General features: G+C 66.9%; 12 protein-coding genes. 1 reads left to right on the top strand and 11 read right to left on the bottom strand.

Going from position 1 to position 18,206, the window contains the following annotated elements; translation table 11 throughout:
• Window positions 1-111: 111 nt before the first annotated feature.
• From ACP3TD_RS02340 to lysS, 6 genes are all read right to left on the bottom strand, one after another.
• A complete protein-coding gene (locus tag ACP3TD_RS02340) occupies window positions 112-621 on the bottom strand; it encodes an amino-acid N-acetyltransferase (RefSeq protein WP_056082905.1) in 510 nt (169 codons plus the stop codon).
• 160 nt (window positions 622-781) lie between these two features.
• Window positions 782-2,923: a prolyl oligopeptidase family serine peptidase gene (locus ACP3TD_RS02335; RefSeq protein ID WP_426765178.1), complete on the bottom strand. Its 2,142-nt coding sequence runs from the start codon at window positions 2,921-2,923 to the stop codon at window positions 782-784.
• 194 nt (window positions 2,924-3,117) lie between these two features.
• Entirely contained in the window at window positions 3,118-5,610 is a 2,493-nt protein-coding gene (locus tag ACP3TD_RS02330; protein WP_426765177.1) for an ATP-dependent Clp protease ATP-binding subunit, read from the bottom strand.
• Between the two features lie 534 nt (window positions 5,611-6,144).
• Window positions 6,145-6,480 carry a histone-like nucleoid-structuring protein Lsr2 gene (locus ACP3TD_RS02325; protein ID WP_056082913.1) on the bottom strand — a complete coding sequence of 112 codons (336 nt, stop codon included), beginning with the start codon at window positions 6,478-6,480 and terminating at the stop codon, window positions 6,145-6,147.
• Between the two features lie 142 nt (window positions 6,481-6,622).
• Window positions 6,623-6,796, bottom strand: a complete 174-nt coding sequence (locus ACP3TD_RS02320; protein ID WP_426765176.1) for a hypothetical protein — start codon at window positions 6,794-6,796, stop codon at window positions 6,623-6,625.
• Between the two features lie 2 nt (window positions 6,797-6,798).
• The gene (gene lysS, locus ACP3TD_RS02315; protein WP_091717441.1) at window positions 6,799-8,337 is read right to left on the bottom strand and encodes a lysine--tRNA ligase; all 1,539 of its coding nucleotides are present in this window, start codon (window positions 8,335-8,337) and stop codon (window positions 6,799-6,801) included.
• Window positions 8,338-8,405: 68 nt separating this feature from the next.
• Here lysS and ACP3TD_RS02310 point away from each other — a divergent pair, with 68 nt between their 5' ends.
• Complete coding sequence (locus ACP3TD_RS02310; protein ID WP_426765175.1) at window positions 8,406-9,260, top strand: alpha/beta fold hydrolase; 855 nt, start codon at window positions 8,406-8,408, stop codon at window positions 9,258-9,260.
• A gap of 30 nt (window positions 9,261-9,290) precedes the next feature.
• Here the strand turns inward: ACP3TD_RS02310 and atzF are convergent, their stop codons facing one another.
• From atzF to ACP3TD_RS02285, 5 genes are all read right to left on the bottom strand, one after another.
• Window positions 9,291-11,138, bottom strand: coding sequence for an allophanate hydrolase (atzF, locus tag ACP3TD_RS02305; RefSeq protein WP_426765174.1), 1,848 nt, complete (start codon window positions 11,136-11,138; stop codon window positions 9,291-9,293).
• Window positions 11,135-14,866, bottom strand: a complete 3,732-nt coding sequence (gene uca / locus ACP3TD_RS02300) for an urea carboxylase (protein WP_426767113.1) — start codon at window positions 14,864-14,866, stop codon at window positions 11,135-11,137. Before uca ends, atzF begins: the two co-directional genes overlap by 4 nt.
• 11 nt (window positions 14,867-14,877) lie before the next feature.
• On the bottom strand, window positions 14,878-15,555 hold the full coding sequence (locus tag ACP3TD_RS02295) for an urea amidolyase associated protein UAAP2 (protein WP_426765173.1): 678 nt from the start codon (window positions 15,553-15,555) through the stop codon (window positions 14,878-14,880).
• Window positions 15,552-16,427, bottom strand: a complete 876-nt coding sequence (locus ACP3TD_RS02290) for an urea amidolyase associated protein UAAP1 (protein WP_426765172.1) — start codon at window positions 16,425-16,427, stop codon at window positions 15,552-15,554. The genes ACP3TD_RS02295 and ACP3TD_RS02290 overlap by 4 nt, the downstream gene beginning before the upstream one ends.
• Window positions 16,428-16,497: 70 nt before the next feature.
• Window positions 16,498-18,000, bottom strand: coding sequence for an amino acid permease (locus tag ACP3TD_RS02285; RefSeq protein WP_142119115.1), 1,503 nt, complete (start codon window positions 17,998-18,000; stop codon window positions 16,498-16,500).
• Between the last annotated feature and the right edge of the window lie 206 nt (window positions 18,001-18,206).

Raw genomic sequence — 18,206 nt, 5'->3', positions numbered from 1 at the left:
TAGTTTATCCATCAATTCGAGTAAAAGGAAGTGCACGTCAGAATGAAATGCAATGTTTTTGGGTGGGCCTGTTTTCGGGCCGGGGAGAACCGGCGGAACCCGGCGGCCCTGTTAGAGGAACCGGATCATCCGGGTGTTGCCCAGCGTGTTCGGCTTCACCCGGGCCAGGTCGAGGAACTCCGCCACGCCTTCGTCATGGGAGCGCAGGAGCTCCGAGTAGACCACCGGATCCACGGCCGACTGGTCAGCCATGACCTCGAACCCGTGGCGCTTGAAGAAGTCCACCTCGAACGTGAGGCAGAAAACCCGGGCCACCCCAAGCGCGCGGGCCTCCTCCAGCAGCCGTTCCACCAGGACGTGCCCCACTCCCTTGCCGCGCCAGTCCCCCGACGCCGCGAGCGTGCGGACTTCGGCCAAGTCTTCCCACATGACGTGGAGCGCCCCGCAGCCGATGACCTCGCCGTCGTCGGACTCGGCGATCTTGAATTCCTGGAGGCTTTCGTAATACGCCACCGTCTCCTTCGCCATCAGGATGCGCTCCTCGGCCAGCGGCGCCACCAGTTTCTTGATGGCGGAAACGTCGCTGGTGCGGGCAGGGCGGATGTGGAAGGAGTCAGTCACAGGTTCAATCCTACGAGGCGAAGGGCTTTCGGCTCGGTGACTGCGGCATTTACCGCGTGCTCGCTCGTTCCTCGCTTAGACGCACGCTACGTAAATGCCCCAGCCCCCTTCGCATCGTTTTCATCCCCTCGGGCGATGCCCTGTGCCTGTAATGCTGAAGTTAGAGCCCGAGTTCCTCCGGCAGGTCCAGGTCCTGGCCCAGGACGTTTCTCGCGAGGAACCACTGGACTACGCGGTGCCAGACCTTGGCATGCTGCGGCTGCAGGATCCAGTGGTTCTCGTCCGGGAAGTACAGGAAGCGGTGGACGGTCTGGCCGTCCTGGTCCGCCGCGAGCTTTGACTTGGACAGGAGCTCGTACCAGAGCCGCAGGCCCTCGCCGATGGGCACCCGGTAATCCTTGTCCCCATGGATCACCAGCATGGGCGAACTGATCTTCTCGACATGCAGGTGCGGCGAGTTTTCCAGCGCCATTTCCTCGGTCATTTCCTTCAGCCAATACTGCGAGGCATCCGTGGTAGGACCGAACTGGTCCAGAGCCCACAGGCTGGCGTGGGTGACCACCGCTTTGAACCGGTCCGTGTTTCCTGCGACCCAGTTGGCCATGTAGCCGCCGAACGACCCGCCCATGGCTGCCGTCCGCGTCCCGTCAATGTCCGGCCTGTCCACTGCGGCGTCCGTGACAGCCATCAGGTCCGTGAAAGGCGCCTTGCCCCACGCGCCCCAGCCACGCTGGATGTATGCCTGGCCGTAGCCAGTGGACAGTGCCGGGTCCGGCAGCAGCACCGCGTAACCCTTGGCCGTCAGGAGCCAGGGGTTCCACCGCCACGTCCAGGCGTTCCACGAGCCCAGGGGCCCTCCGTGGATCCACAGCAGCAGCGGCGCCGGGTTGTCGGCCGATGCACCCTCCGGCAGTGCCAGGTAAGCGGGGACCCGCGACCCATCCGGCGCAGTGGCGGCGATCCGCTCCAACCTGCCCGCGTATGACGGCCGTTCAGCCGGCGCCGGCAGCCGCGTGGTTTCCCCCGTTGCCAAGTCGATCCGCACGGCTTCGGCGGGAAATTCGTAGGAGCTCCGCAGGGCGTAGGCGTACCGGCCTTCGGGAGACACAACGACGTCGGAGTAGGCGGCGGCGTCCTGGGTCACCCGGGCCACGCCCACTTCAGCCGCAGCAGCCGGAACGCTGATCCGGAAAACCGGCGACGCGCCGTCGTCGTCCGCCGTGGCCAGGATCGCGGAACCGTCCGGCAGCCAGGCGGCGGGCTTGGGCCAGCGGTCCCAATCGTGGGCGAGCGCCTGCAGGCCTGCCCCGTCCGCAGAGGCTTCGGCAGCATTTTCCGCACTGCCCGAAACGTCGAGCAGGTGCAGCTTGATTTCAGGGGCCCGCTGCGGGGTGGAATCGCTCTCGCTGACCACCACCAGGGTCTTGCCGTCCGGGCTGACCGGTCCCGGGAAGTAGCTCATGCCTTCGGTGTCGAGCAGCACTTTCAGGCTGCCGGAGGCGACATCCACTGCCACCAGCACCGAGCGGCTGTCCGCCTTGGCCAGCGGCTTGGTGTAACTGGTGTAGACCATCCGGCCGTCGGGGCTGACCACCGCGTCAGCCTCCCGGAGGCGCGGTCCGGCCTCCGGAGTGAGGTTGCGGAGCGCCAGCGGGGCCGTGGCGTCCACGGTTCCGGGCCTGCCCCCGGCTTGGTCCTCCCCCGGTTCGACGGCGAAGATCCGTGGCTGGCCGGGACCCAGATCGGCATCCCAGTAGCGCACCGGGTACTCGCTGTGCAGGATGGCTGACACCTTCTTGTCCTTGCGGGACTTGCGGCGTGCAGCGTCGTCTTCCTCATCGGCGGAGCCTGCCAGGACCTCGGCGGCCACGAAGGTTGCGTCCGCATTCCGGGCCGTCATAACCCGGCTGACGCCGCCCGGCCTGCTGAGCACCACGCGGGCCTCACCGCCATCGGCCGGAAGGAGCCACAGCGCGTTGACAGGGTCTTCCTCGGGGCTGTCCGGGTCGGGACGTGCGGACGTGAAATAGACATCGCCGTTGGCCGCGAAGGCCGCTCCCGCCTCACCCTTTGCGCTGCGGGTGATGCGTCGGGCATGCTTCTGGCCTTTCGGGTCCAGTTCCCACAGCGCCGTGGCGAACTCGGTGCCCTTGCCGTTCAGGGTGCTGACCGTGGTCACCAGACGGGTTCCGTCGGGGCTCAGGGCCAGGCCGCCCACGCGCGGGATGGACAGGAAGTGGTCAAGGTCGTGGAAGGGGGTCAGTGGTTGCTCGTCCGGGATCACCGGATTCTGATTAGCCATGCTTCCGATTCAACACGGTTTGTGCCGCCGATCACAGCCGCCACACGGCGCCGGCAGCATGCCCGGCCGCCTCCCCGCGGTTGCTTTCGGTTCCAATGGTCGGGTCCGCTCCGGCCGAGGAACACAGGGCAAAGCGAAAGCCCCGCCGCTCCTTTGCGGAGTGGCGGGGCTTTCGCTGGCGTACTTCTGACCGGTTAGACGCTCGGGGCGATTTCCGGGATGCGCGGCTTGGCGTTGCCGGCGAAGGTGAACTTCGCGTCGTCGCCTTCGCCTTCGACGTCCACTACGACGATGTCGCCGGGGTGGATCTCGCCGAACAGGATCTTCTCGGACAGCTGGTCCTCGATCTCGCGCTGGATGGTGCGGCGCAGCGGCCGGGCACCCATGGCGGGATCGTAACCGCGGGTGGCCAGGAGTACCTTGGCGGCCGTGGTCAGCTCGATGCCCATGTCCTTGTCCTTGAGCCGCTTCTCGAGGCGGGTCACGAACAGGTCCACGATTTCGATGATCTCGTCCTGCGTCAGCTGCGGGAACACCACGACGTCGTCAACACGGTTCAGGAACTCGGGGCGGAAGTGCTGCTTGAGTTCCTCCGTGACGCGGGCACGCATGCGGTTGTAGCCGGTCTGCGTGTCGGTGCCGGACTGGAAGCCGGTAGCGACGCTCTTGGAGATGTCCCGGGTACCCAGGTTGGTGGTCATGATGATCACGGTGTTCTTGAAGTCCACCACGCGGCCCTGGGAGTCGGTCAGGCGGCCGTCTTCCAGGATCTGCAGCAGCGAGTTGAAGAGGTCCGCGTGGGCCTTTTCCACTTCGTCGAACAGCACCACGGAGAACGGACGGCGCCGTACCTTCTCGGTCAGCTGGCCACCCTCTTCGTAGCCCACGTAGCCCGGAGGGGCACCAAAGAGCCGTGAAACGGTGTGCTTCTCTGAGTATTCGGACATGTCCAGGGTGATGAGGGCGTCCTCTTCCCCGAACAGGAACTCCGCGAGTGCCTTGGCCAGTTCGGTCTTGCCGACGCCGGTGGGGCCGGCGAAGATGAACGAGCCACCGGGACGCTTGGGGTCCTTGAGCCCTGCACGGGTGCGGCGGATGGCCTGGGACAGTGCCTTGATGGCCTCGTCCTGGCCCACGACGCGCTTGTGCAGTTCGTCTTCCATCTTGAGCAGGCGCGAGGACTCTTCCTCGGTCAGTTTGAAGACGGGGATGCCGGTGGAGTTCGCCAGCACCTCGGCGATGAGATCCTCATCCACCTCCGAGATGTCGTCCATGCCGCCGGACTTCCAGTGGCGTTCCTTCTCTGCGCGCTCGGAAATCATCTTCTGCTCCTTGTCGCGGAGCGAAGCGGCGCCTTCGAAGTCCTGCGCGTCGATGGCGGATTCCTTCTCCATCTTCAGCTTGGCGATGCGCTCGTCCATGGCCTTGAGCTCCGGCGGAGCGGTCATGCGGCGGATGCGCAGCCGGGCACCGGCTTCGTCGATCAGGTCGATCGCCTTGTCCGGAAGGAAGCGGTCCGAGATGTAGCGCTCGGCCAGGCTTGCAGCGGAGGCCAGGGCGCCGTCGGTGATGGTGACGCGGTGGTGTGCCTCGTAGCGGTCACGCAGGCCCTTGAGGATCTCAATGGCGTGCGCCACGGAGGGTTCCTTGACCTGGATCGGCTGGAAGCGGCGCTCCAGGGCGGCGTCCTTCTCGATGTGCTTGCGGTACTCATCCAGCGTGGTGGCACCGATGGTCTGCAGCTCGCCGCGGGCCAGCATGGGCTTCAGGATCGAGGCTGCATCGATGGCGCCTTCGGCGGCACCGGCACCCACCAGGGTGTGGATCTCATCGATGAACAGGATGATGTCGCCACGGGTGCGGATCTCCTTGAGGACCTTCTTCAGGCGCTCTTCGAAGTCACCGCGGTAGCGGGAGCCTGCCACCAGCGAACCGAGGTCCAGGGTGTAGAGCTGCTTGTCCTTGATGGTCTCCGGGACGTCGCCGCGGACGATCGCCTGGGCGAGGCCCTCGACGACGGCCGTTTTACCGACGCCGGGTTCGCCGATGAGCACCGGGTTGTTCTTGGTACGGCGGGAGAGGACCTGCATGACGCGTTCCATCTCCTGCTCGCGCCCGATGACGGGGTCCAGCTTGTTCTCGCGCGCAGCCTGGGTGAGGTTGCGGCCGAACTGGTCGAGGACCACGGAACCTGCAGGGGCGCCTTCGGGCTGGCCGCCGCCGACGCCTGCGCCGGTGGTTTCCTTGCCCTGGTAGCCGGAGAGGAGCTGGATGACCTGCTGGCGGACACGGTTGAGATCGGCGCCCAGCTTCACCAGGACCTGGGCGGCTACGCCCTCACCCTCGCGGATCAGGCCGAGCAGGATGTGCTCGGTGCCGATGTAGTTGTGGCCCAACTGGAGGGCCTCGCGCAGCGAGAGCTCCAGTACCTTCTTGGCGCGGGGGGTGAAGGGGATGTGACCGGACGGAGCCTGCTGGCCCTGGCCGATGATCTCCTGCACCTGCTCGCGAACGCCGTCGAGCGAAATGCTCAAAGACTCAAGAGCTTTGGCGGCAACGCCTTCACCTTCATGGATTAGACCCAGAAGGATGTGTTCGGTACCGATGTAATTGTGGTTCAGCATGCGTGCCTCTTCTTGGGCAAGCACAACTACGCGACGGGCACGGTCCGTAAATCGCTCAAACATTTCGCCACACTCCTAGCTACGACGTACTTTGATGCTACGTGGCCGACCCAATCTTGTGGAGCGTGTTCGCCACAGGGGAAACCCACACCCTTTTCAGGGGTTGACCCAAGGTTGGATGCGCAGCATTGACGGGTGGCCGTTCCGCGGACGTTCCGGGCTTTGCATTACGTGTTCGGCTGCGGCCCGGATAACGGCCACGTCCACTCACTGGATTATTGAACGATCATCAGTGCCGGCTGACTATAAACGGGATAAGTCCCGGCGTAGGCCCAGTTCCATGTTTGGCCCGGGTTTCGGTGTTTGCCTGGCGCCGCGAAAATCCATTCCTGGCAGCAGGGCTTCCGGACACTATTCCGCGACCGCGGTGCTGCGGATGGCCAACGCCTTTGATGGTGCAAACCAGATGAGGCTAAAAGGGAAGGGCGGCCGCCCTGAATGACAGGTGGACCATCCCAGCCGGGGCGTCGTCGCCAATAAACAAAGCCCTGCTCCCCGGCAACGGGGAACAGGGCTTAAACCAGGGTCCTGCGGCAGCTAGGAATTGGCCTTTTGGTAGGCTTCCTGGATTTCCGCCTGAATTCGGCCGCGGCTGTTAACGGTGTAGCCGTTATCCCGGGCCCACTGGCGGATTTGTGCCGAGTCGTGGCTGCGGCCACTCCCTGAAGGAGCCTTGGCCTTGGCAGCCGTGCGGCCGCCGGAGGACTTGCGTGCAGCGCCCACATAGCGCTCAAGCGAAGACCGGAGTTCGGTGGCGTTGGCCGCCGAAAGATCAATCTCGTAGTTGACCCCGTCGAGGCCAAACTTAACATTCTCGTCTGCGGATCCCCCATCCAGATCATCAACGAGGATGATGTTTACTTTCTGTGCCATTTAGAGTCTTCCTTTTGCTGGAAAGTTTCGGTGTTCAGAAAAGCAGGATGTTTCCCAATGAAAATTATCGCTCTTTTTATGCCGACGCGTCAAAGCGAAAAATGGCTACTGAGGATAACAGGGGGCAGATTGAGGGTTTTATCTATTTTCGGCCGGTATCCGGGCGGTCACCGAGGCCCGCTTGCGCATCGGCTTCGGCCTGCGCCCGGGCTTCAGCCTGGCGCTCTGATTTATCGGCATTAAATACAGCCTTCATGGCAAACCAGAACAACAGGCCTACAACAAGGGACGGAAGCAGGACTGCAACGTACTCCATGATCAGTGTCCTTCAGGCTTGAGGAGGGGGAAAAGAATGGTTTCCCGGATTCCGGCGCCGGTGAACAGCATCACCAGGCGGTCGATGCCCAGGCCGATGCCGCCCATGGGCGGGGCACCGTATTCGAGCGCGCGGAGGAAATCCTCGTCCAGCTGCATGGCTTCGTCGTCACCGGCAGCGGCGTGGCGGGACTGCTCGGTGAGCCGCTCGCGCTGGATCACGGGGTCGATCAGCTCCGAGAACGCGGTACCGCGTTCCATGCCGCCGATGATGAGGTCCCAGGCTTCGATGAGGCGTCCGTCCTCGCGGTGCGGGCGGGCCAGCGGCTGGGCGGAGGGCGGGTAGTCGTAGACGAAGGTGGGGTTCAGCAGCGTGGGCTCGACGATCTCGCCGAACAGTTCCACCACCGTCTTCTCAGCGTCCCACTTGGGGTCCACCTTCACCTCATGCTTGGCGGCAATATCGCGAAGCACCTCAAGCGAAGTGTCCGGCGTGATTTCCTGGCCAACGGCGTCGGACAACCCCGGGTAGACGGCCAGCCAGGCCCAGTCGCCGTCGAGGTTGATCTCCCCCGCCTCGGTCTGGACGGTGCGGCCGGCACCCACGGCGTCGGCTGCGTCGAGGATGATCTCCTTGATGCGCTCCGCCATGACGAACTGGTCAGCCCAGGCCTCGTAGCACTCGAGGGTGGTGAACTCGGGGCTGTGCGTGGAGTCAACGCCCTCGTTGCGGAAGACGCGGCCCATGTCGTAGACACGGTCGATGCCGCCCACCACGGCGCGCTTGAGGTAGAGCTCGGTGGCGATCCGCAGGGTCATCTTCTGGTCGAAGGCGTTCATATGCGTCTCGAAAGGCCGCGCCAGCGCGCCGCCGTGGACCAGCTGGAGGATGGGCGTCTCCACCTCGACGTACTGGTGGCGGAACAGCGTTTCGCGGATGGAACGGGTGATCGCGGCACGCGTGTACACCATTTCGCGGGCTTCGTCGCGGACCATCAGGTCCACGTAGCGCTGGCGGACGCGGGTTTCCTCGTTCAGCTCCGCGTGCAGCACGGGCAGCGGGCGGAGGGCCTTGGAGGCCATGCCCCACGATTCGGCCATGACGGAGAGCTCGCCGCGCCGGGAGGAGATGACCTCACCCTTGATGAACACGTGGTCGCCGAGGTCAACGAGGGCCTTCCAGTCGGCCAGCGCCTCCTCACCCACGTTGGCGAGGCTCAGCATGGCCTGCAGACGGGTTCCCTTGCCGTCAGTGCCGCCTTCCTGGAGGGTGGCGAAGCAGAGCTTGCCGGTGTTGCGGACGAACACCACGCGCCCGGTGACGCCCACGACGTCCCCGGTGGTTTCGTCGGCTTCCAGGTGCGCGTACTTCTCGCGGATCTCCGCCAGGGAGTGCGTGCGCTCCACACCCACGGGGTATGCTTCAGCGCCGCGCTCGAGGAGTTTGGCGCGCTTTTCCATGCGGATGCGCATCTGCTCGCTGGCGTCGAGCGGCTCGGGGGCGTTCTTGGGAGCGGGGGTGTTTTGGGAAGTCACAATCATCAAGTTTACCGGGCATTGCGAAACCGGGCTTTCAGCTGCCCCGCAGGCACGCGCCCTACGATGGGCTGGTGAAAGAACAGGTCCTTCCCACGCACGACGGCGGCCACTTGGCCTTATACAGCTACGGCACCGAGGACGCGCCCGGGGAGAAGAGGGTGGTGCTGATCGGCGGGGCCTTCCTTACCGCCCTGATCTACCGTCCGTTCTCGATCGCGCTGGCCAAGGGCCTGGGTGAGGGCTGGGCAGTTGACGTCTACGACCGCAGGGGCCGCGGCAGTTCATCACCGCAGCCACCCGGCTATTCGATGGCCACGGAGATCGAGGATGTCCGCACCGTGATGGATGCCACCGGGGCACGCAACATCCTGGGCCACAGCCTGGGCGGTTCGGTGGCACTTAACGCTGTCCAGGAATTCACCGGAACCGGATACGTCCCCGACAAGCTGGCCGTCTACGACGCCGCGGTGAACATCGACGGCAGCATCGACATCAAGTGGCTGGACGGGTTCGAGAAGGCCGTCAATGACGGCAAGGTGGGGCACGCCCTGGCCCACATGAAGAAGGCCACCAGCCCGGGATCGGCTATGGCGAGGATCCCGGAGCCGGTGCTGGCCGGGCTGATGGCTGTTCTGTCGCGGACCAAGGTCAACAGAGTCTTCCGCCAGGTCATGCCCAGCGGCGTGGGCGAACTGCGGGCCGCGTACAACGAAAAGGACCATGCCAGGGACTTCAGCGTCCTGCCCGCCGGGACGCACTTCATGGCCGGAGGGAAGAGCCCGGGCTATTACAAGGTGACGGCGCAGCGCCTGCACGCAGCGGTCCCCGGCAGCACCTTCGAGGTTTCGCCCAAATGCTTCCACGGCTCAATCCCGGCCGCCGTCAAGGAACTGGTGGCGGACATCTCGGAGTACTTCACGGCCTGAGGCAGGCCGGATGTTTCCGCAGGACCCGAGTCAGGCGCGCTCTCCCCTGCTGAACCCCGACAACGCGGCATCGCCAAGATCCTGCCAGATACTGCGCCCCTTGGGCGGGACAGACCTGTCGGAGAGCCAATCACCCCAGGCGGTAATGTCCTTGCCTTCAGCGGCCGCCACGGCATCACAGGCGAAGCCGACGGCGGAGCTACCGTCCGCGAGCTGCAGGGAGCCAAGCAGCATCGGTTCCGGCAGTGCGGAGAGGAACTTGCCCATTCCCGCCGGCGACAGCAGCCACCGTTCCCCCACCAGCTCCGCGCCGTCGTCGGACCGGTACACACCTGGCTTCGGCGGCACGGTGGTCAAGGCGACCATGCGGTACCGGGCAGCGGTCCGGACGGGACCGTCCCAGGCGGCGCCGAGATCCTCCAGCTGGGATGCCAGCGGCTGGCCCTTGCGGTGGGCGCCGACCACCACCAACGGTACGGCGGAAGCGCCCGCGGCCACAGGCCAGGGAACGGACGACGACGGCTGGCCAGCCTGCATTTCTGTCTTGGCTGCGGCGCCCTCGGCGAACAGCGCCGGCGGAGCCGGGGTCACCTCGAGGCGCCGGGCTATGTCTGCGGCAATAGCGTCGTCGAAAGTCCGGCCCACCACCGTCAGCCCGAACTGCGCCCCGTCCACTTCGCCCGCGGGCACAGCGACGGCGCAGAGATCGAAGAGGTTGCAGAAGTTCGTATACGTGCCCATGAGGGAGTTCACGCCCACCGGGTCCGCGGCCACTTCCGCCAGGGTTGGATGGAACGGAGCCGTAGGGATGAGTAGCGCGTCGAAGCCTTCCAACCCCGCCATCGCCTGCTGCTTCAACGCCTGGAGCTTTGCGGTGTCGGCCACATACTTGTGCGCGGGCACCCTGCCGGCCGCCCGGACGATGCCCTGAACTGTGGGATCGATGCCTGCGTCCCCAGCGGTGCCGCCGTGGAACGTTTCCAGGAATTCGCCCACCGCAGCGAACCTCTCGGCCACCAGCCCGCCGTCGTAGAGCAACCGGGCTGCGTCGAGGAAGGCGCTGAAGTCGATCGGCTCGGCGTCTGCTCCGGACGCCTTAAGCCGGTCAATGTGCCGCTGGAACTCGGCTGCCCACGCCCCCGGCAGGGCGGGCAGTTGTGCGGGGTAGGCAATCCGGGGCTTCTCCGGGGCTGCCAGCCGGGTGTCGGCCGGCCAGCTCCGGGATTTGCCGGCCATGACGCCCATGGCGAGCTCGGCGGTGGACAGGTGCCGGGCGAAGATGGTGACGGCGTCCCAGGATCTGCAGGCGGGAACCACACCAGCCGTTGAAACGACGTTCAGAGTTGGCTTGATGCCCACGACGCCCTGCAGTCCTGCCGGTACCCGGCCCGATCCTGCAGTATCCGTTCCGATGGCGATGTCTGCCAGGCCCAGCGCCACTGCCACCGCGGAACCGGAACTGGAACCGCCGGAAATGAACTCCGGCCGCCGGGAGTCCCGGACGGCACCGTGGGGGCTGCGGGTTCCCACCAAGCCGGTGGCGAACTGGTCCAGGTTGGTGGCGCCCAGGACCAGGGCTCCGGCGGCGCGGAGGCGGGCCACGGCTTCGGCGTCCTTTTCCGGTGTGTACGCGAACCCGGGGCAGGCCGCCGTGGTGGGGATGCCTGCGACGTCGACGTTGTTCTTGACGGCGAGCAGGAGCCCGGCCAGCGGCAGGTCCGCCCCACCGGCGACGGCTGCATCGATGGTTGCGGCTTCGGCCAGGAGATCCTCTGAACTGCGGAGGGTGATCCAGATTTCGGGCCGGTCCGCCGCTTCCAGTGCCGCGAGCGCTGCCTTTACGCGCCCGGTTGCCTTGGCGGTGCTTGCCGTGCTCATACTGCTGCCTCTTCCAGTTCCAGCTCTTCCAGCCCTGCAGGTTCGGATGTGCCAAGCACCACCACTGCCTCGCCGGCCACTACCTGGCCCCCGGCCGCCGGCAGGACGCGGAGCACCACACCGTCGCAGGGAGCCTCCAGGACCGTTTCCATCTTCATTGCCTCCAGCGATACCAGCGGCTGGCCTTTCACCACCCGGTCCCCGGCCGCCACGTCCACCTTCCAGACGCTCGCGGCGAAGGGCGCCGAGACGAGCGATCCGTCCTCCGGGACCTCCACGTCGTCCACCACGGGAGTGACGACGGCGGCGAGCGCGTCCGCGCGGTCGAACTCGCCGGCGTCGGCCCATGCTTGCCGCTCGACGGCGAAGGCGGCTCCCTGCTTTTCCCGGAACGCCTCGATGGACGCGGTGTTCTCCGCCAGGAACTTCTCGTGCTCGGCGAGCGAGAAGGTCCCGTCCTCGATCTCGACGCCCCGGCCGCGGCCGGCGGCCATGTCGGCGCGCAGGTCCAGGAGCTCTTCCGGGCTGACCGGGTACCAGGAAATCCGGTCGAAGAAGCGCAGCAGCCACGGCGACCCTGGTTCGAACGGAGCGGAATCGGCGTACCTGGACCACACCTGGGTGGTGCGGCCCACGAACTGGTAGCCGCCAGGGCCTTCCATGCCGTAAATGCACATGTACGCGCCGCCGATGCCTACCGCGTTCTCCGGAGTCCAGGTGCGGGCCGGGTTGTACTTGGTGGTAACCAGGCGGTGGCGCGGGTCCAGTGGTGTGGCCACGGGCGCGCCGAGGTACACGTCACCGAGGCCCAGGACCAGGTACTCGGCGTTGAAGACGGTGTCGAAAACCTCGTTGACGGAGTCCAGCCCGTTGATCCGGCGGATGAACTCGATGTTCCAGGGGCACCACGGGGCGTCGTCGCGGACGCCGGCCATGTAGCGTTCGATGGCCTCGCGGGTGGCGGGGTCGTCCCAGGACAGGGGAAGCCGGACTGTGCGGCTGGGAACCACCAGCTCGGAGCTGGCGGGCAAGGCCGAGTCGATCTCCTGGACCATGCCCAGCAGGCGGCCGGTGGGCAGCACTGACGGGTCAACCTTGATCTGGAGTGACCGGATGCCCGGGGTGAGGTCTACGATGCCCGGAATCCGAAGCTGCTCGAGGTGCTGGTGCAGGGCATGCACCCGCGCGCGGAGGCCAAGGTCCAGCACCATCTCGCCGTACTCGACCAGCAGGTTGTCGTCGCCGGACCGGCGGTAGGTGACAGCGGGCCGGCCGGAGCTTTCCGGCATCCGGCCCAGCACGCCGTCGTCGCCGTCTCCGCGGAACACGCGGCTGCCCGCCTGGAGAGGCAGGTGCGCCCCGGGGAGTGCCGGAAGATCACCTGACCAGCCGGCGTCACCCGGCAGCACGAGCTGACGGCCGGGTCCCAGGTCCGCGGCCGACGGCGCCTGGCTGGCCTGGACGGGAACGAACCGGACCTTGTCCCCGGGCCGGAGCTGGCCGAGCTTCCAGCGGTCGGCGGTCACCACGGTAACGGGGCAGACGAAGCCGCCAAGGCTGGGCCCGTCCGGACCGAGCAGGATGGGTGTGTCGCCCGTGAAGTCGAGCGCGCCGACGGAGTAGGCGGTGTCGTGGATGTTGGACGGATGCAGGCCCGCTTCGCCGCCGTCGGTGCGTGCCCAGCGCGGTTTTGGCCCGACGAGCCGGACACCGGTCCGGGCGGAGTTGAAGTGGACCTCGTACTGGGCGGCGTAGAGCTCTTCGATGTCTTCGCGCTGGAAAAACTCGGGGGCGCCGTGTGGCCCTTCGGTAACCGAGAGTTCCCACGTGGAGGTCAGGGCGGGACGGCTGTCCAGTGGCACTGCGGCCGTTGCCGGTTCTTCGACGTCGGACTTCACCGCGCGGAGCACGTCCCCGGCGCGGAGGACACGGCCGGCGTGTCCGCCGAACTGCCCCAGCGTGAAGGTGGAAGCGCTGCCCAGGTACTCGGGTACGTCCAGGCCTCCCTGGAAAAGGATGTAGCCGCGCAGCCCCTTGCCGGCGGCCGTGCCGGCGTCGAGTGTTGCACCGGCCGGGACCGTGACGGGAGTCCAGGCCGGCACCTCCGTGCCGTCCACGGTGACGGTAACTTCCGCGCCGGTGACGCAGACGGTGGTGGCGTGCGTGAAGACGAGGCTGGGGCCGGTCATGGTGAACTCCAGGCCGGGAGCGCCTTCCGGGTTGCCGAGGGCGGTGTTGCCCAGCCGGAACGACAGGTCGTCCATGGGGCCGCTCGGCGGGACACCGATCTGCCACAGCCCGGTCCGGCCCGGCCAGTCCTGAACGGTGCTCTGGAGGCCGGGGCGGCCTACGGTGATACGCGGCTCCGGGTCCCCCACGCTGTCCAGGGTGCTGGTGGAGTGGCCAACGCTGCGGACCGCATCCAGGCCGGTGACGGCGCGGAGCATCCCGAGGTTGGTTTCGATGCCGTCGATCCGTGTCCCTGCGAGTGCAGCGGCCAGCCGGTCAAATGCTTCGCCGCGGGTTGCCCCGGAGGTGATGACCTTACCCAGGAGGGGATCGTAGTTGGTGGACACCTCGGTGCCGGTTTCCACCCAGGCGTCCACGCGGGCTTCTGCTGCCGTGGAGTAGGCGGCGTTGGTGACGGTTCCGGCGCTGGGCTGGAAACCCCTGGCCGGGTCCTCGGCGTAAACGCGGGCTTCCACGGCGTGCCCGGCCACCGGCAATGCGTCCGGAACGCCGGCCAGGACTGCCCCGGCTTCGCTGCCGCCCTGGGCAAGGCGGAGCATCCATTCCACCAGGTCCACGCCGGTCACGGCCTCGGTGACCGGGTGTTCCACCTGGAGCCGGGCGTTGACTTCCAGGAAGGAGGCTTCCTGGCGGGCGGAATCGTAGACGAACTCGACGGTGCCGGCGGAGCGGTAGTTAAGGGAGGCGCAGAGGGCGCGGGAGCTGCGGTGCAGTTCCTCGCGGAGCTCGTCCGGCAGGTCCGGGGCGGGTGCCTCCTCGAGGACTTTCTGGTGGCGGCGCTGCAGGGAGCAGTCACGGTCGCCCAGGCTGACCACCCGGCCTTCACCGTCGCCGAAGATTTGTACCTCGACGTGCCGGGCGTTCTCCACGTAACGCTCGGCGAAAACCCCTGCGGTGCCGAAGCTGGCACTGGCCAGGCGGGCCACGCGGGGGAAGCTTTCCACGAGTTCAGCCACGGAACGGCAGACCGTCATGCCGATGCCGCCGCCCCCGCCGGTGGCCTTGAGCATCAGCGGGAAGCCGATCGTGGCGGAGGCCGCGACGGCGGCGTCCACGTCCTCAAGCAGCCCGGAACCGGCGATCATCGGCACCCCGGCCGCCCGGGCGGCGTCGCGCGCTGTGTGCTTGGTGCCGAAGATGCGCAACTGCTCGGCAGTGGGGCCCACGAACACCAGGCCGGCTGCCTCCACGGCCTCGGCGAAGGCTGCGTCCTCGGAGAGGAAACCGTAGCCGGGGTGGATGGCGCCCGCGCCGGTTTCCTTGGCGGCGGCAAGGATTGCGTCCACGCGGAGGTAGGAGTCCTTGGCAGGGGCGGGGCCCAGGAGCACGGCTTCGTCGGCGAGCCGGACGTGCTTGGCGCCGCGGTCCGCCTCCGAGAAGACGGCGACGGTCCGGAGCCCCAGCTTGCGGGCGGATTCAATGATGCGGCAGGCGATCTCACCGCGGTTGGCGATCAGGAGGGTGTCGAAGGTGTTCACGGTTTTGCTGTTCACAGTGCAGCCTCCGGCCGGGTGACGATCATGCGGACGGGCGTGGGGTTGAAGCCGTTGCACGGGTTGTTGATCTGCGGGCAGTTGGAGACGAGCACCAGCGTGCCCACCTCGGCCTTCAGCGCCACGCGTTTTCCGGGGGCGGACAGGCCGTCCACGATGCCCAGGGCGCCGTCCGGGTCCACGGGGACGTTCATGAACCAGTTGATGTTGGACACCAGGTCCCGCTTGCCCAGGCCCCAGCGGGAACCTTCGATCAGGAAGTTCTCCACGCAGGCGTGCTGTTCACGCGTGTGCTGGCCGTAGCGGAGGGTGTTGGATTCCTGGGAGCAGGCGCCGCCGATGGTGTCGTGCACGCCCACCTCGTCTGCCACGACGGTCATCAGCGGGGCGCCGGTGTCTGCGCGGAGGACGGATCCGGTGGTGAGGACGATTGACTGCTGCGCGGCGATGGTGGCCGCCGCCGAGTACCGGACGGTGGTGTCGGCCGCGGCGTAGAGCAGGCAATCCACGGCCTGGTTGCCGTCCAGGTCCACGATGGTCAGGACATCGCCGGCTGCCACCACTGCGGACCAGGGGCCGCGGGCTTCCACGAATTCATCCAGGACCACGGCGCCTGGGGCGAGCGCGGTTTCCGCGGCGTCAGGGGTGGGTTTGGCGTCGATTGCAGTGTTCATCGGGCGTTCCTAGCGGTGAAGTCGTGTTCGGTGTTGCGGAGGGCCTGCAGGTGTTCCGGGGCCAATGGTCCGGCCAGGCTGCCCGCTTCCAGTGCGGCGAGGTCCTGCGGCGCGTGCCAGGCGAGGATGTCGACGGCCGCCCCGGTGAAGTCCGCGCGCGGGTCCAGCGGGTGGGCGGTGTTGGCCAGGACCAGCACCGCGTCCATCTGGAGCAGGAGTTCGACGGCGGCACCCGGCCCGGCGCTGCCGGTGAAGGTGATGCTTCCGGCCTGGTTCACGGTGATGCCCTTGAAAAAGGAGAGCGACGGCGCCACGTCCCGGGTGTCCAGGCCGTTCTTGAGGGCGCCGAGAGTGAGCAGTTCGCGTGCCGCCGGTGATGCGCTGTGGGCGGTTCCGGCACCGTACTTGGCGGTGTTGCCGGCGAGGGTGGTGGCGCCGGTGAGGACGTCGTGCCGGGACGAAGAGTCCGCCACGATGGTTGCCATCAGCCGCCCGGCGTCGGACAGCAGCGGGTGGCCCGCGCCGGGGTATGCCTGCCAGGGGACCTTGACGGTGTCAGCCACGTTGAGGCGTTCGTGACTGGCGCCGGCGCGGTACAGGAGGGTGTGCACGCAGGCGTCACCGGCGGTGTCCGTGAGCCGGATCCGGGTGCCGCGGCCCAGGGACATGGTGGTGTAGCGGCCAAAGGCGAGGGACTCTGCCCATGCGGGGGACGCGCCGTCGGGCATTCCGGCCAGAAGGTGCGCCGGTGCGGAAGCTGCCGGCACGTGGCGCATGGTTTCGACGGTCCTGCCGTGCTGTTCCCTGGCGTGGGCGCGGGCGCCCGCTGTGGTGGCGGTGCCCGTGATTGGCGTTTCGATGGTCTGTGTCATGTCAGTCCTGTAGGTCTTTGGGGTTCTTCTGGAAGCTGTTGGGTCTGCTATTGAGTAAGGACGGCGCGTATCAGGCCTTGGCGGCCAGGTTCCGGCTCCTGACCCAGAGGCCCAGGAGCAGCACGGCGGTGACCATCAGGGGCGCTGACCACAGCAGGAGGCCGTTCTCGCCGGAGGGGTCGTACACCTCGGGCCGGGGCCATGCCAGGTTGACCACCATCACACCGCCGTAAAGGACGGCCAGGACGTTGACCGGAAGGCCCCAGCGGCCCAGGGAGAAGAGGCCTGCCGGCATGGTCTGCCCCACCCTGTCCCAGTCGCCGCGGAGCCGGTTGAGCAACTGCGGGACGGTGACCAGGAGGTAGGCGAGATAGACCATCACGATGCAGACGCTGCACAGGGTGGTGAACAGGGCGGCGTTGCCTACGTTGATGGCCAGCACTCCAACTGCAAGGGCCCCGATCACGATGGAGGGCCACATGGGCGTGCCGCGGGTGGGGTGCACGGAAGAAAGCAGGGCCGACGCCGGGAGCTTGCCGTCGCGGGCCATGGAGAAGACCAGGCGGGAACCGGCAGTCTGGATCGCCAGGGTGCAGACGAAGATGGCGATGGCCACGTCCACCAACAGGACCTTGCCCCAGAAGGTGCCCAGGACCGCTGTGAGGACGTACGGCAGGCCCTCGGTGGCGAGGCGGCCGTCGTCGAGGCTCGGGGCCGCCATCAGGGCGGTGATGATCATCAGCGCACCGCCGACGCCGGAGATGAGCAGGGCGGAGAGGATGGTCCGGGGTGCGGTGCGGCGCGGGTCCTTGGTTTCCTCGGACAGCTCGCCGGCGGAGTTGAAGCCCACCATGACGTACGCGGCCATCAGCCCGGAGACCAGGAAGGCTCCCACGGCGCCCAGGTCCGATCCCTGCAGCACGGTGGTGTCGGCAACCACGTCCGGCCCGCGCTGGGCGGCGCTGATGAGGGCCAGGATCACGGCCGCGACGCCCACGATCTCGCAGGTGACGCCCACGGAGTTGACGTGCGCCATCAGCTTCACGCCCAGGGAGTTGATGATGGTGGTGGCCACCAGGAGGACGGCGCCCAGGACCACTGCGTTGGAAGCACCGGTCACCGTGTTGAGGGCGGGGTCGCCGCCCACCACCTGGAACCCGTCCCAGAGCTGGGGCAGGACCACCTGCAGGGCGATGGCGGCTGCGGCTGCGGTGACCACCTGCGCGATTGCCATGAACCAGCCGGCGAACCAGCCCACGCCTTCCCCGCCAACGCGCCGCGCCCACTGGTACACGGCACCGGACAGGGGGTAGCGGGCTGCGAGTTCGGCGAAGTTCAGGGCCACCAGCAGCTGGCCCACTAAGACCACCGGCCAGGTCCAGAAGAACGCCGGCCCGGCGAACGAGTAGCCGAACGCGAAGAGCTGGAAGATGGTGGTGAGGATGGAAACGAACGAGAAGCCCGCGGCAAAGGAAGCGTAGCGGCCGAGCTTTCGGTGGAGGGTGGGCTGGTAGCCAAGGGACGTCAAGTCTGCATCGTCCTGGTGGACGGTGGGGAGAACGGTGGATGTCATCGGGAATCTCCGGAACTGGAAAGGGATCTTGGGGGCGAAGCCTCCCGGTACTGCAGCGCTCGGCCGAAGGCTGCTGATTACCGGTCACTTGATAGTTTTCCAGCGGGATGTCCCCAAACAGTTTCACCTCTGTAAAAGGCGGATAGACATCTTGTTTCGGGCAGATTTCCGTCCTCTCACAGTGCCCCGCGGTGATTTTCGGCGCA

It is taken from the genome of Pseudarthrobacter sp. 1G09 (assembly GCF_050038305.1).
Classification (GTDB): domain Bacteria; phylum Actinomycetota; class Actinomycetes; order Actinomycetales; family Micrococcaceae; genus Arthrobacter; species Arthrobacter equi.
This window is presented reverse-complemented; position numbering and strand designations above follow the sequence as displayed.